Origin of the sequence: Telluribacter roseus (assembly GCF_017355915.2) — a bacterium.
Taxonomy (GTDB): domain Bacteria; phylum Bacteroidota; class Bacteroidia; order Cytophagales; family Spirosomataceae; genus Telluribacter.
Genome location: NZ_JAFEUV020000003.1, coordinates 68149 through 93079 on the forward strand (window position 1 = coordinate 68149; position 24931 = coordinate 93079).

Here is a 24931-nt window from a genome sequence, read left to right on the forward strand (position 1 = left end):
TTTAGTCATACACAGTACTACTATATCTATGGCCACTATTTGGAAGCGTATCACAAACCTATTCGGCTCGTCAAAGCCCGGCGATCTGGATTACTATGATGAGGAGGCCGGACCAGAAGGAGAACCCGCTACGCCAGTGGCTGCCGGAGGTACTACTACACCAGAGGCGGTAGTGAGGCCCCAATCACCTATTCCGTCGCGGGTGCAGGCCGATAACGTAACACCCGAGCCCCAACCAGATCTGACACTGCATAAGGTAGAGACACCTATAGTAGAGATACCCTACTGGCTTGAGGACGAAGATACACTCCGTGATGAGGGGGTGCTGTTTGGACTATCGGAGTCGGAGCCTACCGAAAAGACGGAGATCATCAATAACTACTTTGCCCACTTGGCTGCTGACTACGAACGTGCCATCGAGCAGCAGAATGAGCGGGTGCAGGAGCTGAACTTGTTTATAGGTCAGAAAGAAAACCGGATAGAAGAACTACAGGCCAAGCTGAAACAGCTGGAGGAAAGCAAGCCGAGTGGCGAGCATAACCTGCCCCGTACGCTGGTGGGCCTGGCTCTGTCAATAGCCATGTGCGTGGGTAACTACTACCTGATTGAAGAAACGCTGCGCCCCAACTTTGCTACCAGTTCTTTTATAGCGCTTGGCGTATTCCTGGCGGGTATGTTCAACCTGTTCGGAGGTATATCACTGTTTCACGATGCCGACTCCAGCGTAACACGCCGGCGACTACTTGAGGAAGTAGGTATGCCCTTTGCGGCGGCCTTGTTTGTATTGGCTCAGGCCTGGCAGCACCAGGTCTGGTGGCAGGCGGTATCGTTGTTCATCTTTGTGTTCTTCCTGTTCCTGTTTGCTGGTAAGCTGTTCCTGAGCAACATTACCGTACTACGCAATGATCTGCGGGTGTGGCTCGGAGTGAAGCGCGAGCGTATAGAAGCTACCGACCACTCCGGATCCTGGGAAGATGAGATTACCCGCCTGCGGGGTGAAATAGACGAGTTGCGTGTACAAAAATGGCAGGTACTTAAGCAGCAGGGCGAAGCCGAAACGGAATGTGACCGCCTGTACGCCCGTCGTGACATGCTCGTGAAGCTCTTCGAAAGTGAGTTTTATCTGGCCCGCCGCATGAAAGGTCGCCTGACTGAGCGCCAACTGCGGGAGATACGGGGGCAGTAGCCACAGCCTGAGAGCCAGGCGGAATTTCAAGGTATAATTTGATGTTAGTCAGTAAATAACATAAAGAATTTAGATGGAGGATCAACATCCAAATCAACAGCCCGACTACCAGCACGGCTATACGAGTGGTATTGAGGGGATAGATCGTCAGGTGTACGAAGCGTACCTGTCGAGCAAAGTAAGTCATGAGTGGGTAACGGAGCGTCTGGAGGAGAAGCGGGGCGAACTGGGAAAGCTAGAGGGTCGGAAGCAGGATACCATTGCTCAGCGGAAAGCTGCCTTTGATCGCCTGCAGGACCAGCTCATGGGGCTGAACCAGACGGCACGGCGGGTAAAAGAACTGGAGGATACCATCAGCGAAGGCGACCAGCGGACCGAAACCTTACGTGAAAAGCGAGAAAAAGCTGCTGGCGACTACTCGCTCATTGCAGGTATTATATTCCTGGCGGCCGGCATATCCTTTATCCTGGGTGACCTGATTATTTCACACGAAATTGTAGCCTACGCGCTCAACATCCGTAACTCTACTGAGGCCTGGGCGTTTGCGATCGGTCTGGCGATGGTATCTGTACTGCTGAAGCCCGCCTATGATCGTTTGATTGAAGGGCCCTATCAGAAGGAAGATTCGCCTAAGGCCAAAAAGCGCTATGGTCGCTTCAAAGTGATACTGGCGGTATTTGCGGTAATTACCCTAACGGTACTGGGATGGTTCCGCTACGAAGCCTACCGGACTGATAAGCTGAAGGAAGCTATTAACAAGTCGATCAAGAACCTGCAGCTCAATGCCGTAGATCCGCTGACCGGTGCGCCTATCAACAGTCCCGAGCTGACCAATAAAATAGAGCAGGCGCTGCGTGACTCGGATAACCTGAACCTGGATCTGGTCAATAGCCCTTGGGCCCTTCTATCCTTTGTATTAAGTGGAGTCCTGTTTGCCATAGCCGGTGCCGTATCACTCGGAATGGCCCTGCCGGTACTGCAGAGTTTCTGGTACCGCTGGCTACAGATCGACCCGAATCTATGGCGACTCAAGCGCCGCCGGAAGCGGGTACTTAAAGAGCTGGCTGCTCAGGAAAAAATCCTGGCACAGCAGATGGTACAGAAGAACATCATGGAAAACGACCTGGCTACACTGCCTACGCTGGACCAGCTGAAAGAGGAGGAGCAACAGCTCCGCGCTGAGATCGAAAGGTTGGAAGAAGAGCGTAAACTGGCCTTTACCGACAGCCGCATCCAGTCATACAGCGATGGGTACCTGCGTGGTGAAGTAGCCCGTGACATCATGACGGAGGAGGAATACGAGCAGTGGCGCAACAGCCACCTGACGGTGTCGAATCTGGCGCTGCGGGCCCGCTCCAACGCTACCGACCGGGCCGTCCCCCGTACGCGCAGCACCGGCATGCGTCCGCACCAGGCCATCCGCAAAGCCATCACCGATCGTTTTGATCAGGATAATCAGTAGTGCTGATCAACAGGTAATTAGAAAGTACTACAAGCGTATACTCCCCGTGCTAAAGGACTCGGTAGTCCGTCGGCACGGGGATTTTTTATATATTGACCCTAAATATTCAAGTAGTAAAGCAATGATAGAGACTCCCCACTTACGCCTGATTCCTTGTGATGATACTATTTTCGAGGCTATCCAGATGGGTAACAATGTACTGGGCCGTGTGCTGGGTGCTAATGTACCTAAGAAGTGGACCAGCTACCGGGAAGTGTTCACTCCCTCGTTTCACCGGTGGCAGGCACATCCTCCCCTGCGCGACTGGTGGACGCATCTGGTTCTGTACGTACCAGACAATATGCTGATAGGCTCGTGTGGATACAAAGGGGAGCCTGATGCGGAAGGAGTGGTGGAGATTGGCTATGAGATCCGGCCCTCTCACCGGGAGCGAGGATTAGCAACCGAAGCCGCCAGGGGGCTGATAGATCATGCCTTTGCCCATGACTCTGTACGTAAAGTCATCGCTCATACACTCTCCGAAGAGAGCCCCTCCACGAGTATCCTGAAGAAGCTGGGCTTTGAGCGTACTGGCGATATACAGGATCCCGACGACGGTATTATCTGGCGCTGGGAGCTGGCCAAACAGGGTTAGAATCAGACGTTACTGCGCTTTTTCTGATAAATGTCCTCTGTATTCTGACCTCTACCAATGATGACCCTGATCCCGGCTTACCAGAAAGACGACGTACTACTGGCGGATATTGAGCGAACCCGGTCCGAGGAGACGGGCTTTCGGGTGTGGTGGCTAGGGCAGAGTGGTTTCCTGCTGCAATGGCGGGGGCGGCATCTGCTGTTTGACCCCTATCTCTCCGATTCGCTCACCAGGAAGTACGCGACTACCGACAACCCCCATGTACGTATGAGCGAGCGGGCTGTAGATCCGGCCCGGCTGGATTTTCTGGACGTCGTCACGAGTAGCCACAACCATACCGACCATCTGGACGCCGAAACTTTACAGCCTATATTAGCCCATAATACGGAAATACAGTTAGTGATACCCGAGGCTAACCGCTCGTTTGTAGCTGAGCGATTGGGCTGTGATGAGGCGCTTCCGGTGGGTATGAATGACACCCAGGTGAAGGAGGTGGGGGGATTCCGGTTCTATGGCCTGCCTGCCGCCCACAATGAGCTAGAGCGTGACCCGGCGGGGCAGTGCAGGTATATGGGCTATGTAGTGGAGTTCGGGCCTTACAAGGTGTACCATAGCGGCGATACCCTCTGGTACGATGGACTGGCGGAGTCACTGGCTCCTTTTCAGGTAGATGTGGCTTTCCTGCCGATCAATGGTAATAGACCCGAGCGGCGTGTAGCCGGTAATCTCAGCGCGGAAGAGGCGGCCCAGCTGGGACGAGTGATCGGAGCCCGTTGCGTGGTACCTCACCATTACCACCTGTTTACATTCAACACTGAAGATCCCGAACGCTTTGCCGAGGCTGCGGAGCGGCATCAGACCCCCTACCGTATACTTCGGATCGGAGAGGGGATGCAGGTACTTTAGCAAGAGCAGAGCAGGACCTGTGACGTGCGGGGAAAGGTTCTTTTGGAGCAAAACCGTAGGTAAATCCAGTAATGAGGTAGTAATATTGCACATAAGAAATAGCATATATCCAATATTTTTTTAACTTGAAGCATCATTAAGCGTTCTAAAAGAAAATCAGTAACTCATATATCAGAAGAGACCTATGTCAAATCTAACCTCTGAAACCTATCCCTGGCTGAAGTACTACCCCAAAGGGGTGCCCTATGAGATAAATCCGGATGCATATCCTTCACTTATAGAAATGATGGAGGAGGGCTTCTCGAAGTTTACCAATAATCCGGCTTACTCTAATATGGGGAAGGAGATGACCTTCGCCGAAGTAGATCGTCTGTCGCGTGATTTTGCGGCATATCTTCAGAGCCTCGGCCTGAAGAAAGGAGACCGGATCGCGATCCAGATGCCTAATCTGCTGCAGTACCCCATCGCTATGTTTGGTGCCATTCGGGCGGGGCTCACGGTGGTCAATACCAATCCGCTCTATACTCCCCGCGAGATGCAGCATCAGTTTAAGGATTCCGGGGCAAAAGCCATTGTGATCCTGGCCAACTTTGGTAGTAACCTGGAAAAGATCCTAGCCAATACCGACATCAAGCACATCATCATTACCGAGATCGGTGACCGGCTGGGCTTCCCCAAGAAGCTGATCGTAAATGCCGTAGTGAAGTACGTCAAGAAGATGGTACCTGCCTATAGTTTGCCAGGTGCGGTACCTTTCAATGAAGCCCTGGCCAAAGGAGCCGGCGCTACCTATACCCGTCCGCAGGTTTCTAACAAGGATCTGGCCTTTATCCAGTATACCGGCGGTACCACAGGTGTATCCAAGGGGGCTATGCTTACCCACCGCAACCTGATCGCCAATGTAGAGGCCAATAACGCCTGGCTTAAGCCTCTGATTGATGTGGAGGCCGGAGATTTTCATCCGATTATCGTAGCGGCTTTACCCCTGTACCACGTGTATGCCCTCACGGTCAACGCTTTGTTTGCGCTGAAGAGTGGCGCTATGAACCTGCTCATTACCAATCCACGGGATCTGAATGCCTTTATCAACGACCTGAAGAAGTACAAGGTCACGATGTTCACGGGCGTAAACACGTTGTACAACGGCCTGCTCAACCATCCGCGATTCAATGAGATTGACTTCTCTAACCTGAAAGTGACCTCAGCCGGAGGTATGGCTCTGCAAAAGGTAGTAGCGGAGCGCTGGCGGGATGCTACGGGCTGTCTGCCTGCCGAAGGGTACGGTCTGTCAGAAACATCGCCGGTACTATCGTCCAACCCACTGGTTGGTGAAAACCGCGTAGGTACCATAGGAGTACCCTGGCCAAGTACCGAAATGCGCATACTGCGTGAGGATGGTACCTGGGCGGATGTAGGTGAGCCGGGTGAAGTATGCGCTAAAGGTCCTCAGGTCATGCAGGGGTACTACAACCGTTCCGATGAGACAGCGGCTGTGATCTTTGAGGAAGAGAGCGGACGCTGGTTTAAGACCGGAGACATCGGTGTGCGTGATGCAGATGGCTACTTCCGGATTGTGGACCGCAAAAAGGACATGATTCTGGTATCAGGCTTCAACGTGTACCCCAATGAGGTAGAAGATGTACTGGCCCAGTGCCCTGGTGTGCTGGAGGTAGCCTGTGTGGGTGTACCGGACGAAAAAACCGGAGAGGGAGTAAAGGTATACGTGGTAAAGAAAGATCCTGAGCTAACCGCTGAGAAGATCAAGAGCTACTGCCGCGAAAACCTCACCGCCTATAAGTGTCCCAAGCAGATAGAATTCCGGAATGAGTTACCAAAGACCAACGTAGGTAAGATTCTGCGTCGGGCGCTGCGTGATGAGGATGTAGTAAAGGCAAAGTAGAGTACCGCTTTTATTATCTAATATTACTATATATCGTGGAGGATTAGAAAGAGATAGGTTTGAGTTAGTGGATAAGGGTAGTTCTCGTCTTTCCGGAAGCGCATAATCCAGTTCTGTGGATTATGCGCTTCTGAATTTATGGCCTGAGTTTTTTTAACTTGCACGAATAGTAGTAGAAGTTACTTTTAATCTACAAATGATACGTACCATGAGACTTCATAGACAGAATGTTGTGCTGTTGCACGGACACGGTGTAGACGATGCTATTTGGGAGGATCTGGATGCACAGATAAATGATGTTTGTACTGTCATCAGACCTAATGTATCCCTCCTGACCTCGTGCCATAGCATGGAAGACTACGCCGATGAACTGAACAGATTTTTGACTAGTTCGGCCGTAGAGAAATGTATACTTATAGGACATTCGATGGGAGGCTACATAGCTCTTGAATTTGCCCGCAAGTACCCTCATATGCTGGAAGGCTTTGGCTTGTTCCATTCTACAGCTTTTCCTGATGATGAGGCAAAAAAAGAACAGCGGGATAAGATGGCCGAACTACTGCGTAATCAGGGAGCCGCAAACTTCCTGCGCCATACCGGAGCCAATATGTACGGAGAGCGTTATAAAGAGCTATATCCGCATAAGGTGCAGGACCATATAAGCCGCTATGGCAAATTACCAGCCGAAGCACTGGTCGCCGGTATCAATGCGATGCGGAACCGGCTGGACGGTACGGATGTACTGGCGAGTATGCCCTTTCCGGTACTTTTTATTATAGGTATGCAGGATGCCATAGTGCCTTTCGAGCGTAGTATGGAAATGGTGCGGTACCCCAGGCAAAGCTATCCCATCGTTCTGGCCGAAGCCGGACACATGGGCATGGTAGAACGCCCGGACGCTTCTGCCCGCATTATCCGCTGGTATGCCGATCAGCTATGAGTGATAAGTACAGCTGATATTTAAGTCCACTGGGTGAGCATCCGGTGGACTTTTTTCATTTTATTTGTAAATAGTGGAAATAAATTAAGCCATTAACCCAGCGACTATGTCAACTTCTTCTCCCAATAATTTATTAGTGTATGCCATTACGGCGGTGGCGGCTACGGGCGGGCTCCTGTTTGGGTTTGATACCGGTGTCATCAACGTGGCGCTGCCATCGCTCAAGGCTCATTTTCAGTTGCAGGATTCGCCTAGTACAGTAGGCTGGATCGTGAGTGCCGTACTGATTGGGGGGATGGTTGGCCCCTTTATTAGCGGGCCGCTGACGGATATGCTGGGCCGGAAGAAGATCAACATCATCGCAGCCCTGGTATTTGTGGTAGGTTCCATTCTTACCGCCGTAGCCCCTTCGGTAGCCTTCCTGATCATTGGGCGGTTGATGCTCGGTCTTGCTATTGGTATTGTAGCGGCTACTATTCCCCTATACATAGCCGAGATCGCCCCCGCTGATAAGCGTGGGCAGATGGTTACCTTTTTTCAGCTAGCTATTACCCTGGGTATTCTGCTTTCGTACGTAGTAGGCTTTATGTACGGCGAGCTGGCCGATGGCTGGCGTAGTATGTTCTGGGCGGGTTTTATACCGGCGGCTATCCTGCTGATCGGTATGCTGCTGGTACCTGAAAGTCCCCGCTGGCTCATCAATAAGGGCAGGGGCGAAGAGGCCATGGCGGTACTTACCCGGCTGCGTGGCGAAGCGAACGCCCGTCATGAATTCCAGCAGACCATGGAACTGATCGAGCGGGAGCGTATGAGCCGGGCCGACTGGCGTGAGCTGTTTGGCAAGCGACTCCGTATTCCGCTGCTGATCGGGATCGGGATCTTTGCTATCCAGCAGTTTTCGGGTATCAATGCTATTATCTACTATTCAACCGATATTTTCAACTCGGTCTTTCCCTCAACGCGGGAGGCTACCCTGGCTACGGTAGGGGTAGGTGTTGTCAATGCTGCTTCTACACTGATCGCGGTATTCTTCCTGGATCGCTGGGGCCGTAAGCCCCTGCTCTATACTGGTCTGGTAGGTACGGCCGTATCACTGGCTACGGTAGGTTGCGCTTTTCTGTTTCGGGACTCCATCAGTGCTGATGTGCAGCAGATCATGCTGGTAGGAGGTGTGTACGTCTATCTGTTTTTCTTTGCCATCAGCCTGGGGCCCATGGGCTGGCTGCTGATCGCGGAGGTGTACCCGCTGCGTATCCGTGGCTTTGCTACCAGTATGGGTAGTTTCAATCACTGGTTTTTTGATTTCTGGGTAGGCTTTACTTTTCCGCTTATGCAAGCATCGGCGCTGGGAGTCAACGGAGGTATCTTCTTTATATACATGGGTGTAGTACTACTGGGACTGATATTTACCAAGTACATCGTACCCGAAACCAAAGGGCTGAGTCTGGAGCAAATAGAAGGCTTGTGGAAGAAGTAAATAAGCCGTGCGGGAAGGTTATTTCCCTTGCCGCATTCCAAACGAAAAAAGGTTAGGTTACGTTATACTAACTGTGACTTAACTTTTTGGAGATATATATTCATGAAAAAACAACCCAACCAAGTACTACCGGGGAGATTGTGGGGAGTCGTATTGTGGTGCATGCTATTGCTGTCAGGCTGCGATCGGGATGGTTCCAACACTACTCCTCAGAATAAATATTTAGTAGAAAGCAAACAGGTAATCGAACTCTCCCGTGAGCAACTTAGTCAGCAGCTGTCAGCCCTGAGTCCTCTGCTGGCGGGGCTGGTACGGAACGGAGTGAAGGTTCACCGCATTACTTATAAAACCAAGAATACTGACGGAACGGACATTACGGCTTCGGGGGCTATTATACTTCCCTCTACTACGGAGCCGGCTCCCATGATTAGTGTACAGCATGGTACCATCCGGAGCGAGTCAGAGGCTCCCTCTAACTTCAGCCCCGGAACCGAAGCTTACTATGCCGGATCGCTTTTCAGCGCGCTGGGGTACATCATTGTATACCCTGACTACATCGGCTACGGGGCTTCCAAAGACCTGCCGCATCCGTACGAGCACCGGGAGAGCCTGGGCTCGGCTTCGCTGGATATGCTGCGGGCCGCTAAGGAGTTTCTGAGAGAGCAGAAAGATGTAAAGTGGGATGAGCGCCTGTTTATTACGGGCTATTCCGAGGGAGGCTACGCAACCATGGCCTTACAGCAGAAGCTGGAACAGGAAGCCGCCGGGGAGTTTAACCTGCGGGCCTCAAGTGTAGGAGCGGGCGCTTACGACAAGACCTCTACCATGAAGTACCTGGTCAATAACCGGACCAGTGGCGTTGCCAGCCGCAACTCGCTGTACCTATGGGTACTGCTTACGTACGATCGCGTGTATGGGCTCAACCGTCCGGCTTCGTACTACTTCAAGGAGCCTTATGCCACTCAGATCCAGCAGCGGGGTAAGGATGCTATGATAAGTGTGTCCTTCAATGAGATCATGTCGGATGAGTTCAAGCAGAGCCTTGAGAACGGTACTGACAAAGGCTTTCTGGATGCAGTGGCTGATAATAACGTCTATGACTGGAAGCCCGTAACACCTACCCGCCTGTACCACGGCGAATCGGACCGGCTGGTATTTTACTTCAACTCGCAGAATGCCTACGACGCCATGATCAAGCGCGGCGCTACTAACGTAAGTTTAGTGCCAATCAAGGGAGGCGACCACGATACATCCATTGATAAGTTCCTGCTGGGTACGCTGGAGTTTTTTACATCTACTCAGTAGAGTAGCTGCTAAGTAGTGATACGAATATTTCTTTTTTGCCCATAGTTTGTAACAAAAACTATGGGCAAGTTTTTTATGTAGGTAAGAAGGCGCTACTATTCTATACCGGTTGTTTGTATAATCGGTGTCAGCTATTTAACCCAGTGTTGCAGATTCTATGATACCACTGCTTATTCTACTTCAGGCTCATACACCGGCTATCGCCAAAGGGGCAGATAGGATTAGTCAGGGGTTACCGCGTGAGGTGCGGCAATTTCTGGAGTTCAATCTCTTCAAGGTCAAAAACTTTGAGATTACTGTATTTGATATTATTCTGATCCTGGCTATCATTTCGCTGGGGCGGCTCCTGATCATAGTAGTAGCGGGAGTACTCAGGCGTGGATTCTTCCGGCGTAACCAGGTAGATCAGGGACGGCAGGAGGCGGTTATACAGCTTGTCAGGTATTTTATCTATACCATTGTAGTGATAATAGGGCTTGAAGTAGCCGGTGTACAGCTTTCAATCCTACTGGCGGGTTCGGCAGCTCTGCTGGTGGGTGTGGGGCTGGGATTACAGCAGACTTTTAATGATCTGGTTTCTGGATTAATTTTGCTGTTCGAGGGCAGTATCAATGTCGGAGATATTGTAGAGCTGGATAATGGACTGGTGGGGCGCGTGACGGATGTGGGGCTGCGTACCTCAAAGCTCGAAACCCGTGACTCCATTGGAATTATTGTGCCTAACTCTAAGTTTATCAATAACAACATCATCAACTGGTCGCACAATCGCTCGCTGACACGCTTCATTATCAATGTACGTGTGTCTTATCGAAATGATCCCCAGAAGGTGGAGAATATATTGCTGTTGAGTGCCCGCGAACATTCGGAAGTAGCTCAGAATCCGCCGCCTACTGTACGTCTGATGGATTTTGGCGAATCGGGGCTCATGTACGAGCTCTTGTTTTGGACCTACAGCGCGTGGCGTATCGAATACATCAAGAGCGAAATACGCATTGCTGTTTTTGATAGGTTCAGGCATGAAAAAATTGATATACCCTATCCGCAGCGTGATATCAATCTGCACTTTGGGTGGGAAGAGCTGGTCGAGAGAATGATAAATAAAAATAAAGGGAATAGTAACGAACCTGGTACATAAATAGCTTAGATTCTGCTGTCAGAGCGGATAGTATAAAAACAGAATGGCAACACTCCTTGACTTAGTAGGTAACACCCCTTTGGTCGAACTGACCCACCTCAATCCCAATCGTAACGTACGCATATTTGGTAAGCTGGAAGGTAACAACCCGGGCGGTAGCGTCAAAGACCGCGCCGCGCACAGCATGATCAGCGGAGCCATCGAGCGGGGAGAGCTGAAGCCCGGCATGAAACTCATCGAAGCTACCAGCGGTAATACGGGTATCGCGCTGGCTATGATTGCCCGCCTCTATGATATAGACATAGAGCTAGTGATGCCTCAGAACTCTACCCGGGAGCGGGTACTTACCATGGAGGCCTTTGGCGCTACCGTAACCCTCACCGAAACCATTGAAAGCGCCCGTGACTACGCCGAGCAAAAGGTACAGGAGGGCGGCTTCCTGATGCTGAACCAGTTTGCCAACCCTGATAACTGGCTGGCCCACTACCGCACCACCGGTCCCGAGCTATGGCATGCGACCAATGGACGTATCACCCATTTTGTATCGTCTATGGGTACTACGGGTACTATCATGGGGGTTTCCCGATTCCTAAAGGAGAAGAGCCAGGATGTTCAGATTGTGGGCTGCCAGCCTACCGATGGCTCCAGCATACCCGGCATTCGCAAATGGCCCCAGGAGTACCTTCCCAAGATATTTGAAGCGGATCGGGTGGACCGCGTAATAGAGGTATCACAGGAAGATGCTACCCTCATGGCTCGTCGCCTGGCCCGCGAGGAAGGGATCTTTGCCGGAATGAGTAGCGGTGGAGCAGCCTGGTCGGCCATACAGCTGGCTCAGGAGCTGGAAGAAGGGGTAGTCGTATTCATCATCTGCGACCGCGGCGACCGGTACCTGTCGAGTGAACTGTTTGGGTAAAGAGTAGGAGCTGAGGGAGACTGTTTTAAGATAATAATCTGGATTGTAAAGTAACAGAAAGGGTAAAGGGGTAGTTAAAACCTAATCAACCCACTGTAAATATGAACTTTAAATCAGATTGATTATGAAAACAGTACGCAGCTTATCCCTAACACTCCTGTTGGCTGGCTCGGCCCTGGTGTTTACTTCCTGTTTCAGCCAGAATACCCTGCGCAATAACAATGTCAATATCGGCAGGTACGATATCGCGGTTATTGATGGGTGTCAGTATATAGTAGTAGGACGTAACAACAGAGCAGAAACAATGAGTATTACCCACAAGGGAGACTGTAACAACCCTATTCATCGTAGGTAAATCGTATATCGTATAAAGCCGGAAGCCCCGCTGATCCCAACAGACGGCGGGGCTTCCGGCTTTTTTATTCTGTAAAATAATAGTAAAGTTTGGTTTGTTGGTGTAAGGCTTACGGAGCAACTAGCTTATCTTGCTCTTATAGCCCCAAGGGGCTGTCGTATTCACACTTACTCCATTCAAACTACTTCCGAACCATGAGAAATCGTAATGTTCTTTTCGGCACTCTCTTCCTGTTAGGCTCAGCCTTGGGGGCTACTTCCTGCGTTGGCCCCAACACACTGCGCAACAATGACCGAAACATTGGTAAATACGACATCACTACCATTGATAGCTGTCAGTATATTGTGATAGACCGTGGTAGGGATGGAGTAGCTCTGGCTCATAAGGGAGACTGTACTAATCCCATTCATCCACGAGTTAGATAGAGAAAGAAAAGGAGCCGGGCTATGTAGTCCGGCTCTCGATGCTTGGCCTATGGCAGCGCAAACGCTACATAGCTGTCACCCTTAGGAGTACCCAGCTTGGTACCTCCGCAGGCAATCACTACATACTGCTTCCCCTTTGCCTCGTATACAGCCGGTGTGGCAAAGCCCGCAGCGGGTAGCTTCGTTTCAAACAGTACCTTACCCGTCTTCTTATCAAAAGCCCTGAACATACCGTCTTTGGTAGCGGCGATGAAGAGTACTCCTCCGGCGGTCACTACGGGGCCACCGTAGTTTTCGGTGCCGGTAGGCGGTATGCCTTTTGCGGTAAGCTCTTTGAATTCACCCAGTACAGTCTTCCATACGTACTCGCCGGTATTAAGGTTGATAGCGCTTAGCTGCCCCCAGGGAGGTGTGATAGCCGGATAGCCGTTCTTATCCAGAAACTTGTTGTAGCCATCCATCTTGTAGGGCAGAGGGAACGTACTGGTAGGTACATCGCCACCTACTTCTTTCTTTTCCTGTTCAAACAGGAAGTCAATCAGCGCCTGTCGCTCCTCCGCTTTCAGGTGCGAAAATCCTGGCATCATTCCTTTGCCACTGCTCACAATGGCATGGGCGGTGGCCTGGTCGCGGCGTTTGTTGATGCCTTTGAGTGAGGGATACCCACTGGCCGGATTGCCCTGAAGCTCGGGACCGTGGCAGTTGGAGCAGTTGAGGGTATATACTTTATGACCCGGAGATAGACCCACCAACTGATCGGCCTTAGGTACTTCCTCCATACGCATAACCCAAGCCATTTCGTTGGAGTTGACGTAGAGTATGCCCGTTTCGGTATCGTAGGCTGGGCCTCCCCACTCACCGCCGCCGTCAAAGCCGGGGAATATGAGGGTACCTTCCTCGCTGGGCAGCTCAAACTGATTCTTGTGACGGATCTTTTTGAGCCGGGCTAGCAGTTCCTCCCGGTTCTCTGCGAAAGGGCTGATGTCATTGTCGCCGATGGTCTGGCGGGAGAAAGGAGCGGGCTTCTGAGGAACGGGCTGCGAAGGCCACGGATGTTCGCCCGGAAGCCCATTGGTAGGTACCGGTACCTCTTTGATCGGGAACAGCGACTGACCCGTCACCCGATCAAATACAAATACAAAGCCCGACTTGGTGATCTGGGCTACGGCGTCAATGGTTTTGTTTTTGCGACGGACCTGTACCAGCGTAGGGGCCGACGGCAGGTCACGGTCCCATACATCGTGGTGGATAAATTGGTAGTGCCACTTGTGCTTACCGGTAGCGGCATCCAGCGCCAGGAGGCAGTTGGCGTACAGGTTTTTGCCGGGGCGGTTGCCGCCGTAGAAGTCATAGCCAGCCGAACCGGTAGGTACATATACAATACCCCGCTCACGATCAATGGCCATGCCCGCCCAGTTGTTGGCCGCTCCCACGTCCGTATTCTTCCAGTTATCCTTGCCCCAGGTCTCGTAACCCGGCTCACCCGGATGCGGAATGGTCCGGAAGGTCCAGGCCAGTTGGCCGGTTTTGACATTGAAAGCTCGTACATGGCCCGGTGCGGCATCAGGTCCTTCAGACAGCCGTACGGGCATTACGATAAGATCCTTATAGATAGTACCTGGCGTGTTGGAACAGATAAATTTGTTCTGAGCTATGTCGGGTAGGCCCAGGCGCAGGCTGGTGCGGCCTCCTTCACCAAACGACTCAATCATCTTACCCGTGCGAGCGTCCAGGGCGTAGAGCCACGGACCCGCCGTGAAGAGTATGCGTTTGTCGTCGCCCTCGGCCCAGTAGGTTACGCCACGGCTGGTATTGTACCACTGCGGATCGCGCGAGTCAGCAAAGCGCCACAGCTCCTTACCCGTAGCGGCATCCAGTGCAAATACCTGCACCGAAGCCGTGGTAGCAAAGAGCACGCCATCCACCATGATGGGGTTACACTGCATCTGGCCGGAGGTGTCGCGGGTATGGTACTCCCAGGCTACCTTCAGACCTTTTACGTTTTCGGGTGTAATCTGTTTAAGGGTAGAGTAGTGGGTGCGTTCAGGGCCACCCAGGTACTCGGGCCACTCAGCCGTAGAGGTATTTATATCAGTGAAGTTAAACAGGAGAGCACTTCCTGCCAGACCCACTCCGAGCGCCAGTATTGTTACTAATTTTTTCATGTAAAAAAGAAGAAGCCACTTTCGTCATAAAAGTGGCTTCAGAATCATAATTACTCAAATGTCTTATCAGAACCAGCCTGCTCCCAGATCGCGGAAAGGCCAGGGAATAGCTACTAGCATAATGATCAGTGCCATGGCGTAGAAATACAGGACTGTGCGGTGTCTCAGAGCACCCTCTGCCTTGCGTGAACGAACACGACCTACGGTGATCAGCGTGACAGCCAGCAGCATCATGATAGAATGCTCTACCGTAAAGAAGCGGTACAGACGGTCGGCCATCATATCAAAATCTACCTTAGGGCTTATAACATACAGGATTATGCCTATCAGTAGCTGAATATGGGTAGCAATCAGGGCAAACGAATAGAGTTTGTTATCGTTGGTGTCGCCTTTCTGCCAGTTAGAGTAGGCCGAGCCAATTGCAGCCAGCAGGAGGATCAGCACTACGTAGCGTAGCCCTGAGTGAGCATGTAGTAAACCGTTATACATATAGTAAGGTGATTACTGTTAGGATGAGTAGTTAGTAGATTAGATTTACAAATAAAAAGAAAATTACGGAACCGTACGCAATTTATCCCCTCTGACAACCGCCTTGAAACGAATTTTGTTCGGGTACCGTTGAACTCAAATAAAGAAGTACTTATACACCAATTGCCCTACATGATACTTTATAATATAACAATAAGTGTTCTGCTCGAAGCCGAACAGGAGTGGCTTCAGTGGATGAAGGAGGTACATATACCGGAAGTAATGGCTACCGGGCTCCCCGTCGAAAACCGTATGCTACGCTTGCTGATGGAAATGGACAACGGTGGTGCTACCTACACCTGCCAATACTACTTTAAGTCCATGGCCGACTACGATATTTACCAGGCTGTGTACCAGCCCAGGCTTATGCAGAAGCACCATGAGCGTTACAAAGAGCGCTATGTGTCCTTCCGGACACTACTGGAAGAGGTATAATACCCCCCTACAACTCCTGAGGCGGCATTTGCGAAAAAAGCCATCAAACTGGCTTGACATATACCTGCTTTTTCACTAGATTTATTCTACCGATTTCGTCATCCGGCGGTTGTGCACGGGACGCGTAGCGGTTCGGCACCCTGTTTATCGGAGCGCCGAACCGCTATTTTATCCCCGGCCTTCCGCATAGGCTGAGAGGCGGTGCAATTCATGTTTCACCTTAAATTTAGTGTGCTTATGAGACTGCAGATGCGTGCTGTTCACTTTGATGCTGATCAGAAACTATTATCGTTCATTCAGCAGAAGATGAATAAACTGGATACGTTCTATGACCGTATCACTAGTGGTGAAGTTATCTTAAAGCTGGATAAAAGTGAAAACACTAAGATACAAACCAAGCTTCTGGAAGTGAAGCTTTATGTACCCGGTGGTAGGGTGTTTGTGAAAGAGCAGGGAACTACGTTTGAGGAGGCTACCGATCTGGCTCTGGATGCGCTAAAAATGCAGGTAAAGAAATATAAGAATAAACGCAAAGATGGTAGGGCACCTAAGTTGAACCAGGTAGCCCCTACTGAAAGTGAAGAATCAGAATTGGAAGAATTATAATCACGAATAGATCAGATAGTCGCGGGGCGATTCACATAGGTGGGTCGCCCCGTAATGCTTCGGAAGGCCGTTACTTCGTACTATGTTGACTTCCGCTCAATAAATAACTAGAACAAATACTCAGAGGAGCAGTTATTACTAATTCAGAAGAAATTTGATATCTTTATTTGCAGGCTAAGGCTTGCTGATGATGCGATAAGAATGGTTAAAACTGTAAGGGAATGGCCTTCCTTTACTTAAAGCAATACTATATGTCGCTGTATATATCCCGTCCATCAACCTTTAGTAGCCGCTTTTACGCCAGTGTCGAGAGCTTCACGCATACCCGCTACTGGCAGCTTAAGCTGTCAGTAGTCTTGTTTGGGTTTGTACTGCTGACTACCTATCCCAACTATCTGGATATCCTGGTAGATCCTGCTCCCCGCACTACCTTTTCTTACTTTTATGATAAAGTAGCCTCGCCGCTGTCGCCGGTTACATTTGATGAAAAAACACATGGTTCTAAAATAGCCTTCCGGCTTACGGTACCTCTGCTGGCCAAGCTGATCAATGTAGGCCATACGGTTACCGGTAAAGATATACTGCTGATCTACCTGATTCAGTCCCTGCTGCTTATACCATTCCTGCTGATGTTGATCCGGCTGCTGAACCGTTACATGGACTCAGTCAGTACGGTATTTCTGGTGGGTGCGTGCTCGGCTACCTACCTCGCCAAAGCTTTCTTCTGGGACTATGAGTGCTGGTTTGACGGCTACGCCTACTTCTTCCTGTTAGCGGGTATGTGCTTTAGGCGGCGGTGGCTCGTGTTCGCTACTTTATTGCTGGCCTGTTGGACCGACGAACGGGCCGTTATAGCCCTGGGCTCCGTTTACCTGTTTCACCGGTTGCGTGAGAACGACTTTACGCTGCAATCATTGAAAGATCTGCTGCCCCAGCGTCGCTATCTGGATGCTTCCGCGGTAGTGCTGCTGGTAATAGCAACCTACGGCCTGATCAGATGGTGGCTGACTACTACTTTTGGATTGTCAACGCCTTCGGGCCTAAAGGCGGGAGTAAGCCTGTCGTTTCTGCCCTTTCAGCTTAAGCACCGGCTTATAGGTATTCCATTTACTTTCGAAGGGCTCTGGATTCCTTTTGCGCTGGCTATGTGGGCGCTGATAGACCAGCGACTCCGCCTACTGGCGGGCCTGCTGCTGGGGGGTATGCTCATTCACACGATCATTGCCTACTGCGTATTTGATATTACCCGAAGCCTTGCCTACGCTTTTCCTTTGATCATTATTGCGGCTATCCTGATGGCCAGGGACTACGCCCACAACCGGAAGCAGATTCTGATGCTGGTCATGCTTATCTGTGTCCTGATCCCTACGCACTACATAGTGATGTATATCATACAGATCCCCTGGTCGCTATCTTCATTCCAGGAGTTCAGTATGGCATTGCGGGCTTTATAAGTAAAAATAGTGTTGGCCGAGGGGTTAGAATAGTCTATTGTACCTATTATCAGGTAGTAATAGCAGACGTATGTATGTAGCCTGGCAGGTAGTTTGAATCATAAGAGATAAAGAGGTTATACGAAGTACTGGTATGAAGCTGCAAAAAGAAATATTTAGCGGAAAAAGGCCGGGACGTATTGCTCAGTTTGAGCTACTTAGGGTACGTCCTGCCACACATAATATAGTAGTATATGACGTTTAAGGAATTCTACCAGTTAGCCCATTTTGATTACCTGTACCTTTACATTGAACGATTTACCCAATCCCGCTTCTGGCAAGTTAAGCTATCCCTCGTCTTATTTGGCTTTGTCTTTCTTACTACCTATCCCAACTACCTGGATATACTGGCCGATCCCGCGCCACGAACAACGTTTGACTACTTCTATCAAAAGGTCGAGTCACCCTTATCTCCGGCGGTAGTAGGGCACACCGGATCACATGGCGCCAAGATAGCATTCAGACTCACGATCCCCCTGCTGGCCAAGGTACTTCGTATAGGATGGACGGTAACCGGTAAAGACGTAGTGCTGGTCTTCCTCCTTCAATCCCTGCTGCTGTTCCCTTTTCTGCTGCTCCTTACCCGGATAGTGAACCGCCATCTCGACGCCGTAAGTACTGTATTATTTACGGTTGCCTGTTCGGCGACTTATCTGGCCAGCGCATTCTTCTGGGACTATCACTTCTGGTTTGACGCCTACGCGTTCTTTTTTCTGCTGATGGGCATGTACCTCCGCAACCGTATAGGTATTTTCATCTTCTTACTGATGGCCTGCTTTACCGACGAACGCGCTGTTATAGCGCTACTCTCGGTCTATCTGTTTCACCTACTGGAAGAAAGCAACTTCACCATTTCTGGTTTTCGAGACCTCTTTCCCCGCAGTAGTATCCGTAGCAGATCCAGTATTGTACTCCTGGTGGTAGTTTCGTATGTACTCATAAGGCTTTGGCTCACTACCGCCTATAACCTGCGTACACCATCCGGCGAGAATGTAGGCGTAAGCCTGTCTATCATACCCTTTCAGCTCAAGCACCGGCTTATTGGTATACTCTTTACATTTGAGGGGTTATGGATTCCTTTTCTTCTTTCCATTATAGTGTTGATCCTGAGAAAGCAGAAACTACTGGCGGGGATTCTGCTGGCTACACTATTGCTGCATATAGTGGTGGCCTATAGCGTCTATGATATTACCCGTAGCCTGACCTATGGCTTTCCAATTTTTTTCATTGCCTTATTGATAGCGGGCAAAAGCTTTGAAAGGGACAGAAGACACATCTTGCTCATAGTGCTCCTGTGCTGCCTGGTAGTGCCTACGCACTATGTGATCTATAATATCATCCAGATTCCCTGGACTATTACTGCCTACGACGAGCTGAAATTGGTTATGAAAAGCCTTTGACAAGGGCGACGTTATACGTGAAGGGCGGCCTGAGATACGGGTCGCCCTTCACGTATATATACCTCCCTAAGTTCGGCTTTTGTCCATGCAAATAAATTAGAGATAGTGATAGATAGATACCTACTTCCTGTGTCTTCTACATTTATGCATTTAGTATAGCTCGCTGAAGTGCAGGATTGGAGATATCAAAGAGACCAAGCTATTCTGAAACACGGAAGGATGACAGGTGAAATAAATTATTAAAAGCAGTGGATCTGAAATTATTGATTGTTTTTCATAGGTTTGACTTACGATTTGCGTGGTAGGTAAGCCCAATGTTAGAATAAAATTTTAAATATATAATATTAGATTAAAATAAGGTAAAACTTGTATGCGTACAATTATACTAGTAGGTGGAGTCATTGCGCTACTGGCTCTGGGTAAAGTCTTCTATTTTACCAAACCTGATATGGAAAAAGGAGCGGCTGGCGGTCCAGTGGCCGGCGGACCGGCGCCCGGCGGGAGTGCATCGGCTGGTGGTAAAGGAGGTGGAGGTAAGGCCGGAGGGGCAGTGCCGGTGAATGTGTATCTGACAAAACTGGAGACGGTCGAGAATGCTCTGTTTGCTTCGGGTACGGTAGTACCCAACGAAGAGGTAGATATGAAAGCTGAAATATCGGGACGATTGATAAAGCTTAATATCCGGGAAGGAAGCTACGTGCAAAAGGGGCAGCTGATCGCCAAAATCAATGATAAGGACCTGAAAGCGCAACTGTCCAAGATTGAGTACAACGAAGAGCTGGCCAAGCGCATAGAGGCTCGCCAGAAAAAGCTGCTGGATATCGAGGCTATAAGCCGCGAGGAGTACGAGATCACCGCCAATAATATCCGGACCATTGGTGCTGACAAGGAGGTGATCCTGGCGCAGCTCGAAAAGACCGAAATCAGAGCTCCGTTCAGCGGTACCATTGGCCTTAAGAATATCAGCGAGGGGGCTTATCTGTCGCCCGGTACTTCGGTAGCTACCCTGGTACAGACCAATCCGGTAAAGGTTGATTTTACAGTACCTGAAAAATACTCCCGCTACATCCGGCTGGGCAGCCTGGTGAGGCTGAACCTGGACGGTGATAATACTGATTACTCGGCTCGTGTGGTAGCCGTAGACCCCAAGGTAGATGCTGAGCTCCGGACGCTGCGGGTAAGGGCGGTAGCAGCCAACCCCGGCAACCGCTATGTACCGGGTATGTTCGTAAAAGTACAGGCCAACCTGGAAGGCAACAATAACGCCATCATGATCCCGACGGAGGCTATTGTACCGGTACTGAAAGGTAAAAAGGTATACATCGTGAAGAATGGAAAAGCGCAGGAGGCCATGGTGACGACAGGCATGCGTACCGATCAGAAGATCCAGATTACGGATGGGCTCAAAGCGGGTGACTCCCTGATCGTGACGGGAATCATGGCTCTTAAACCAGATGCTCCCGTAAAAGTTGTTAAGCTTTAATCCAACAGGTACTGTAACGATCAACAAAGTATGAGTATCTCTACGCTTTCTATCAAGCGCCCGGTACTAGCCATCGTGATGAACCTGCTCATCATTCTGTTTGGCTTTCTGGGTTTTAAGTACCTGGGTATGCGGGAGTTCCCGTCTATTGATCCGCCGGTGGTATCCATCCGGACCAGCTATACGGGAGCTAATGCTGACATTATCGAGTCACAGATTACGGAGCCCCTCGAGAAGCAGCTCAACAGTATCGAAGGGATCAAGTCCATTAGCTCTACGAGTAGCCAGGGCGTCAGCCAGATCACCGTGGAGTTTGACATTGGCGCCAACATGGAGCGTGCCGCTAACGATGTACGCGATAAGGTGGCATCAGCAGCCCGTACGCTGCCCCTGGACATTGATGGTCCGCCTATCGTTAGCAAGGCCGACGCCAACTCCGAACCCATCATAGTACTTACCTTTCAGAGCAATACCCGATCGCATCTGGAAGTGAGCGACTACGCCGAAAACGTGATAGCGCAGCGCCTCCAGACCATCAACGGGGTGAGTGATATCCGCATATTCGGGCAGAAGAAGTACGCCATGCGGGTATGGATGGACCCCAGTAAAATGGCGGCGCTAGGTATTACAACCCAGGATGTAAAACGAGCGCTGGACCGGGAGAATGTGGAACTACCCAGCGGTAAGATAGCGGGTAACACTACCGAGCTTACCGTAAAGACGCTGGGCCGGTTTAAGACGGAGGAGGATTTTAACGAGATGATCGTGAAGAATACCTCCACGCAAACCATACATCTGAAAGATATCGGCCACGCTGAGCTGGGACCTGAGGTAGAGGAAACCATTCTGCGGCTGAACAACGTGCCCATGATTGGTCTGGCCATTACCCCGATGCCGGGCTCCAACTACCTCGAGATATCGGATGAGGTCAACAAGCGTCTGGCTGATATCAAGAAAGAGCTCCCCGCTGACTACGAACTGGAAACGCTCCTGGACAACACCATATTTGTGCGCCGCTCTATCGAAGAGGTAGGCGAAACGCTCCTGATCGCTATAGTACTGGTAGTACTTATTATCTACCTGTTCTTCCGCGACTGGTTGGTGGCTTTCCGCCCACTGATTGATATTCCGGTATCTCTGATCGGTACCTTCTTTATCATGTACCTGATGGGCTTCTCGGTTAATGTACTTACGCTGCTGGCTATAGTACTGGCTACGGGACTGGTGGTGGATGACGGTATTGTGGTGACGGAGAATATCTTCAAAAAGATTGAGGAGGGTATGAGCCCGATTGAGGCGGCCATCAAGGGGTCCAACGAAATTATCTTTGCCGTTATCTCAACTTCCATTACGCTTTCGTCGGTGTTCCTGCCCGTGATATTCATGCAGGGATTTGTGGGTAAGCTGTTCCGTGAGTTTGGTATAGTTATATCGGCGGCGGTACTGATATCGGCTTTCGTGTCACTGACGCTGACGCCCATGCTCAATGCCTACCTGAACCGGAAGACGCACAAGCGTAGCTGGTTCTACGAAAAGACGGAGCCCTTCTTCGAGCGCCTCACCACCAATTACAGCAATGCCCTTTCCAGCTTCCTGCGGGTGCGGTGGGTGGCCCTGCCGCTGATTGCCCTGACGCTGGGTATGATCTGGTTTTTTGGGAAAGGCCTGCAATCCGAACTGGCCCCTCTCGACGACCGTAACTGGTTCCGTATCTCCATGACGGCTCCGGAAGGCTCTTCCTTTGAGTTCATGGACAGGTACGTGCAGAGCGTCAGCCAGGTACTGATGGACTCTATGCCCGGTAAGAAGGGTATTATGCTGGTTACCTCGCCCAATGGCTTTGGGTTGGGGGCCTCCAATACCGGTAACGGTCGTATAGCGTTGATGGACCGGAAAGAACGGGAGATGACACAGCAGGAGATCGCTGACTGGGTAACCAGGCAACTCAAAAGACTACCCGATGCCAAGTCCTTTGTGGTGCAGCAGCAGACCATTGCCGTAGACTCACGCGGTGGACTACCCGTACAGTACGTCATACAGGCGCCCAACTTTGATAAGTTGCGTGAGTACCTGCCCCGATTTATGGAGGAGATATCCAATGATCCTACGTTTGCGGTAACGGACGTAAACCTCAAGTTCAGCAAGCCTGAGCTACAGGTGGTGATTGACCGCGAAAAGGCCAAGTCGGTAGGGGTGTCGGTGGCCGATGTAGCACAGACCATGCAGTTGGGCTTCGCCGGACAGCGCTTCGGGTACTTCACCATGAACGGCCGTCAGTATCAGGTAATAGGCCAGTACGACCGGGCCAACCGCGATGATCCTTTGGATCTGAAGAGCATGTTTGTCAAGAACGCACAGGGAACACTGGTACAACTGGATAATATCGTGAGAGTGGAAGAGGAGAGCAGTCCTCCGCAGTTATTCCACTACAACCGGTACATGAGTGCTACCGTACAGGCAGCTCTGGCGCCTGGCAAGACCATCGGTGATGGTATTGAGGCTATGGATAGGGTTCGGGATAAGTTGAACGACGAAAGCATTCAGACTGCCCTCAGCGGCGCTTCCCGTGATTACGCCGAAAGCTCATCCAATACCATGTTTTCGTTCTTCCTGGCTCTGGTTCTGATCTACTTCATCCTGGCCGCCCAGTTCGAAAGCTTTGTGGATCCGTTCATCATTATGCTTACGGTACCCCTGGCTATTGGTGGAGCCGTGTTCTCGCTCTGGTACTTTAATCAAACCCTGAATATTTTCAGCCAGATCGGGATGATTATGCTCATTGGTCTGGTTACCAAGAACGGTATCCTGATCGTGGAGTTTGCGAATCAGCTGCGCGAGCAGGGGAGAGGGATCAAAGAAGCCGCTCTGGAGGCCGCTACCTTACGATTCCGGCCTATCCTGATGACCAGCCTTGCTACGATCCTGGGGGCCACGCCTATTGCTATGGCGCTGGGCTCAGCGGGCAAAAGCCGGATGTCTATGGGTATCGTGATCATGGGTGGGCTGGCCTTCTCGCTGGTGCTGACGCTCTACGTCATACCGGCTATGTATACTTTCCTGTCGCGTCAGAAGAACTTCGAGCGGATGCGTGAAATAGAGCGTCTATCGCAGGAGACGCAGACCGAGGAGATGGAGGTAATATAAGGAACGAGACAAGTACCTGTAAGAAGGGCTAGCGATCTGCCAGCCCTTCTTATTTTTTAAGCTTTTGAAAGTTCATCGTAGGCCGCTCCCAAGCTACGCTCAATGCCCTGTCCCTGCATATAGGTTACTCCCGGCACACTGGTCGCTTTAATAATCTCATCCTTCGACTTACCCGCTTTGATCTCACTACCTACGTAGGTGATTAGCTTCTCGAGGTAGTCTCTAAACTGCCTGATCTCCTCTTTGCCCCCCGTGATCTTCTCCGGATCAAAGGCATGGCCGAATACGAACAGCGTCTTGTTGTCGAAGGTTTTGAGCGTCTTGTCTAACACTTTTATCCAGCTGGTAACGCTGGCTCCGGCGGTCATATCCACAAATGGGTAGCGACCGTTGAAGAGCAGATCACCCATGTGAGCTATGTTGGCATTCTCGAAGTGGATAATGCTGTCGCCATTGGTATGGCCGGCTCCGAAGTAGTACATCCTGATGCTCTCATTGCCTACCTTTTGCTTCCAGGTGTCGGTATAGGTAATATCGGGGAGGAGCTGCTTGTCCAGGGCATTCTGCTTCTGGGCTACTTCCTTTTGGTTCTGAAGGGAGTTCTGATGCGCCACTACGTGCTCCGCCAGCCCTTTGAAGGCAATATTACCTCCCGAGTGGTCGCCGTGGTGATGGGTGTTGATGAGGTACCGGATGGGCTTGTCTGACTTCTCTTTCAGCGCGGTAATCAGGTGCTGCGACTGCTCCGGAAACTGGGTATCTACCACGGCCATGCCCTGCTTATTGATGAGGTAGGCAATAGTACCTCCACGTTCGGTAAAGACGCCTACGCCCTCGCGCAGGTCTTTCATCTTGAAAGGATCTTCGGCCAGTATACCTGCCAGTAGTTCTTTACTGGTAAGCATAGCGCCCAGGCTTAGGGCTGTGGTCTGGAAAAAATGTCGTCGGTGCATAGGGAACAGGTGAAAAGTGAGAAACGAATAGAAGTAGACTATGAACTAAAAGTACGTATAGGCAAGGTACTTAACTAGGAAGG

General features: G+C 50.7%; 21 protein-coding genes. 18 read left to right on the top strand and 3 right to left on the bottom strand.

Annotated elements, in window-relative coordinates; genetic code table 11:
* The first annotated feature begins 28 nt into the window (after window positions 1-28).
* The 12 genes from JTN23_RS06490 to JTN23_RS06545 all read left to right on the top strand — a co-directional run bounded on the left by JTN23_RS06490 (window position 29) and on the right by JTN23_RS06545 (window position 12641).
* Window positions 29-1186, top strand: coding sequence for a hypothetical protein (locus tag JTN23_RS06490; RefSeq protein WP_247233217.1), 1158 nt, complete (start codon window positions 29-31; stop codon window positions 1184-1186).
* A gap of 73 nt (window positions 1187-1259) precedes the next feature.
* Window positions 1260-2648, top strand: coding sequence for a hypothetical protein (locus tag JTN23_RS06495; RefSeq protein ID WP_247233218.1), 1389 nt, complete (start codon window positions 1260-1262; stop codon window positions 2646-2648).
* 121 nt (window positions 2649-2769) lie between these two features.
* A complete protein-coding gene (locus tag JTN23_RS06500; protein ID WP_247233219.1) occupies window positions 2770-3282 on the top strand; it encodes a GNAT family N-acetyltransferase in 513 nt (170 codons plus the stop codon).
* Between the two features lie 60 nt (window positions 3283-3342).
* On the top strand, window positions 3343-4188 hold the full coding sequence (locus JTN23_RS06505) for an MBL fold metallo-hydrolase (protein ID WP_247234100.1): 846 nt from the start codon (window positions 3343-3345) through the stop codon (window positions 4186-4188).
* A gap of 184 nt (window positions 4189-4372) precedes the next feature.
* A complete protein-coding gene (locus JTN23_RS06510) occupies window positions 4373-6088 on the top strand; it encodes an AMP-binding protein (RefSeq protein ID WP_247233221.1) in 1716 nt (571 codons plus the stop codon).
* Between the two features lie 208 nt (window positions 6089-6296).
* Complete coding sequence (locus tag JTN23_RS06515) at window positions 6297-7028, top strand: alpha/beta fold hydrolase (RefSeq protein ID WP_247233222.1); 732 nt, start codon at window positions 6297-6299, stop codon at window positions 7026-7028.
* A 106-nt stretch (window positions 7029-7134) separates the two neighbouring features.
* A complete protein-coding gene (locus tag JTN23_RS06520; protein WP_247233224.1) occupies window positions 7135-8505 on the top strand; it encodes a sugar porter family MFS transporter in 1371 nt (456 codons plus the stop codon).
* Between the two features lie 102 nt (window positions 8506-8607).
* Window positions 8608-9810 (top strand): alpha/beta hydrolase family protein, encoded by a 1203-nt coding sequence (locus JTN23_RS06525; RefSeq protein WP_247233225.1) that lies wholly within the window; start codon window positions 8608-8610, stop codon window positions 9808-9810.
* Between the two features lie 157 nt (window positions 9811-9967).
* Window positions 9968-10945 carry a mechanosensitive ion channel family protein gene (locus JTN23_RS06530; RefSeq protein WP_247233227.1) on the top strand — a complete coding sequence of 326 codons (978 nt, stop codon included), beginning with the start codon at window positions 9968-9970 and terminating at the stop codon, window positions 10943-10945.
* Between the two features lie 43 nt (window positions 10946-10988).
* Complete coding sequence (cysM, locus tag JTN23_RS06535; RefSeq protein WP_247233230.1) at window positions 10989-11861, top strand: cysteine synthase CysM; 873 nt, start codon at window positions 10989-10991, stop codon at window positions 11859-11861.
* 124 nt (window positions 11862-11985) lie between these two features.
* Entirely contained in the window at window positions 11986-12216 is a 231-nt protein-coding gene (locus tag JTN23_RS06540; protein ID WP_247233231.1) for a hypothetical protein, read from the top strand.
* Between the two features lie 194 nt (window positions 12217-12410).
* A complete protein-coding gene (locus JTN23_RS06545; protein ID WP_247233232.1) occupies window positions 12411-12641 on the top strand; it encodes a hypothetical protein in 231 nt (76 codons plus the stop codon).
* 47 nt (window positions 12642-12688) lie between these two features.
* Here the strand turns inward: JTN23_RS06545 and JTN23_RS06550 are convergent, their stop codons facing one another.
* Window positions 12689-14806, bottom strand: coding sequence for an outer membrane protein assembly factor BamB family protein (locus JTN23_RS06550; protein ID WP_247233233.1), 2118 nt, complete (start codon window positions 14804-14806; stop codon window positions 12689-12691).
* A 66-nt stretch (window positions 14807-14872) separates the two neighbouring features.
* A complete protein-coding gene (locus JTN23_RS06555; protein ID WP_247233234.1) occupies window positions 14873-15295 on the bottom strand; it encodes a cytochrome B in 423 nt (140 codons plus the stop codon).
* Window positions 15296-15466: 171 nt separating this feature from the next.
* Here JTN23_RS06555 and JTN23_RS06560 point away from each other — a divergent pair, with 171 nt between their 5' ends.
* From JTN23_RS06560 to JTN23_RS06585, 6 genes are all read left to right on the top strand, one after another.
* The gene (locus JTN23_RS06560) at window positions 15467-15769 is read left to right on the top strand and encodes a DUF4286 family protein (RefSeq protein WP_247233235.1); all 303 of its coding nucleotides are present in this window, start codon (window positions 15467-15469) and stop codon (window positions 15767-15769) included.
* Window positions 15770-16006: 237 nt separating this feature from the next.
* The gene (gene hpf / locus JTN23_RS06565) at window positions 16007-16375 is read left to right on the top strand and encodes a ribosome hibernation-promoting factor, HPF/YfiA family (RefSeq protein ID WP_247233236.1); all 369 of its coding nucleotides are present in this window, start codon (window positions 16007-16009) and stop codon (window positions 16373-16375) included.
* A gap of 251 nt (window positions 16376-16626) precedes the next feature.
* On the top strand, window positions 16627-17829 hold the full coding sequence (locus JTN23_RS06570; RefSeq protein WP_247233238.1) for a hypothetical protein: 1203 nt from the start codon (window positions 16627-16629) through the stop codon (window positions 17827-17829).
* A 233-nt stretch (window positions 17830-18062) separates the two neighbouring features.
* Window positions 18063-19268, top strand: a complete 1206-nt coding sequence (locus JTN23_RS06575; RefSeq protein WP_247233240.1) for a hypothetical protein — start codon at window positions 18063-18065, stop codon at window positions 19266-19268.
* Between the two features lie 370 nt (window positions 19269-19638).
* Window positions 19639-20751 (top strand): efflux RND transporter periplasmic adaptor subunit, encoded by a 1113-nt coding sequence (locus tag JTN23_RS06580; protein WP_247233242.1) that lies wholly within the window; start codon window positions 19639-19641, stop codon window positions 20749-20751.
* Window positions 20752-20781: 30 nt separating this feature from the next.
* Window positions 20782-23895, top strand: coding sequence for an efflux RND transporter permease subunit (locus JTN23_RS06585; protein ID WP_247233244.1), 3114 nt, complete (start codon window positions 20782-20784; stop codon window positions 23893-23895).
* A 56-nt stretch (window positions 23896-23951) separates the two neighbouring features.
* On the opposite strand, the gene JTN23_RS06590 is transcribed toward JTN23_RS06585, so the two are convergent.
* Complete coding sequence (locus JTN23_RS06590; protein ID WP_247233245.1) at window positions 23952-24848, bottom strand: MBL fold metallo-hydrolase; 897 nt, start codon at window positions 24846-24848, stop codon at window positions 23952-23954.
* Window positions 24849-24931 lie beyond the last annotated feature (83 nt).

Coding starts and splice junctions, on each gene's coding strand:
- JTN23_RS06490 (WP_247233217.1), top strand. CDS start 29: ATGGCCACTATTTGGAAGCGTATCACAAACCTATTCGGCTCGTCAAAG.
- JTN23_RS06495 (WP_247233218.1), top strand. CDS start 1,260: ATGGAGGATCAACATCCAAATCAACAGCCCGACTACCAGCACGGCTAT.
- JTN23_RS06500 (WP_247233219.1), top strand. CDS start 2,770: ATGATAGAGACTCCCCACTTACGCCTGATTCCTTGTGATGATACTATT.
- JTN23_RS06505 (WP_247234100.1), top strand. CDS start 3,343: ATGACCCTGATCCCGGCTTACCAGAAAGACGACGTACTACTGGCGGAT.
- JTN23_RS06510 (WP_247233221.1), top strand. CDS start 4,373: ATGTCAAATCTAACCTCTGAAACCTATCCCTGGCTGAAGTACTACCCC.
- JTN23_RS06515 (WP_247233222.1), top strand. CDS start 6,297: ATGAGACTTCATAGACAGAATGTTGTGCTGTTGCACGGACACGGTGTA.
- JTN23_RS06520 (WP_247233224.1), top strand. CDS start 7,135: ATGTCAACTTCTTCTCCCAATAATTTATTAGTGTATGCCATTACGGCG.
- JTN23_RS06525 (WP_247233225.1), top strand. CDS start 8,608: ATGAAAAAACAACCCAACCAAGTACTACCGGGGAGATTGTGGGGAGTC.
- JTN23_RS06530 (WP_247233227.1), top strand. CDS start 9,968: ATGATACCACTGCTTATTCTACTTCAGGCTCATACACCGGCTATCGCC.
- cysM (WP_247233230.1), top strand. CDS start 10,989: ATGGCAACACTCCTTGACTTAGTAGGTAACACCCCTTTGGTCGAACTG.
- JTN23_RS06540 (WP_247233231.1), top strand. CDS start 11,986: ATGAAAACAGTACGCAGCTTATCCCTAACACTCCTGTTGGCTGGCTCG.
- JTN23_RS06545 (WP_247233232.1), top strand. CDS start 12,411: ATGAGAAATCGTAATGTTCTTTTCGGCACTCTCTTCCTGTTAGGCTCA.
- JTN23_RS06550 (WP_247233233.1), bottom strand. CDS start 14,806: ATGAAAAAATTAGTAACAATACTGGCGCTCGGAGTGGGTCTGGCAGGA.
- JTN23_RS06555 (WP_247233234.1), bottom strand. CDS start 15,295: ATGTATAACGGTTTACTACATGCTCACTCAGGGCTACGCTACGTAGTG.
- JTN23_RS06560 (WP_247233235.1), top strand. CDS start 15,467: ATGATACTTTATAATATAACAATAAGTGTTCTGCTCGAAGCCGAACAG.
- hpf (WP_247233236.1), top strand. CDS start 16,007: ATGAGACTGCAGATGCGTGCTGTTCACTTTGATGCTGATCAGAAACTA.
- JTN23_RS06570 (WP_247233238.1), top strand. CDS start 16,627: ATGTCGCTGTATATATCCCGTCCATCAACCTTTAGTAGCCGCTTTTAC.
- JTN23_RS06575 (WP_247233240.1), top strand. CDS start 18,063: ATGACGTTTAAGGAATTCTACCAGTTAGCCCATTTTGATTACCTGTAC.
- JTN23_RS06580 (WP_247233242.1), top strand. CDS start 19,639: ATGCGTACAATTATACTAGTAGGTGGAGTCATTGCGCTACTGGCTCTG.
- JTN23_RS06585 (WP_247233244.1), top strand. CDS start 20,782: ATGAGTATCTCTACGCTTTCTATCAAGCGCCCGGTACTAGCCATCGTG.
- JTN23_RS06590 (WP_247233245.1), bottom strand. CDS start 24,848: ATGCACCGACGACATTTTTTCCAGACCACAGCCCTAAGCCTGGGCGCT.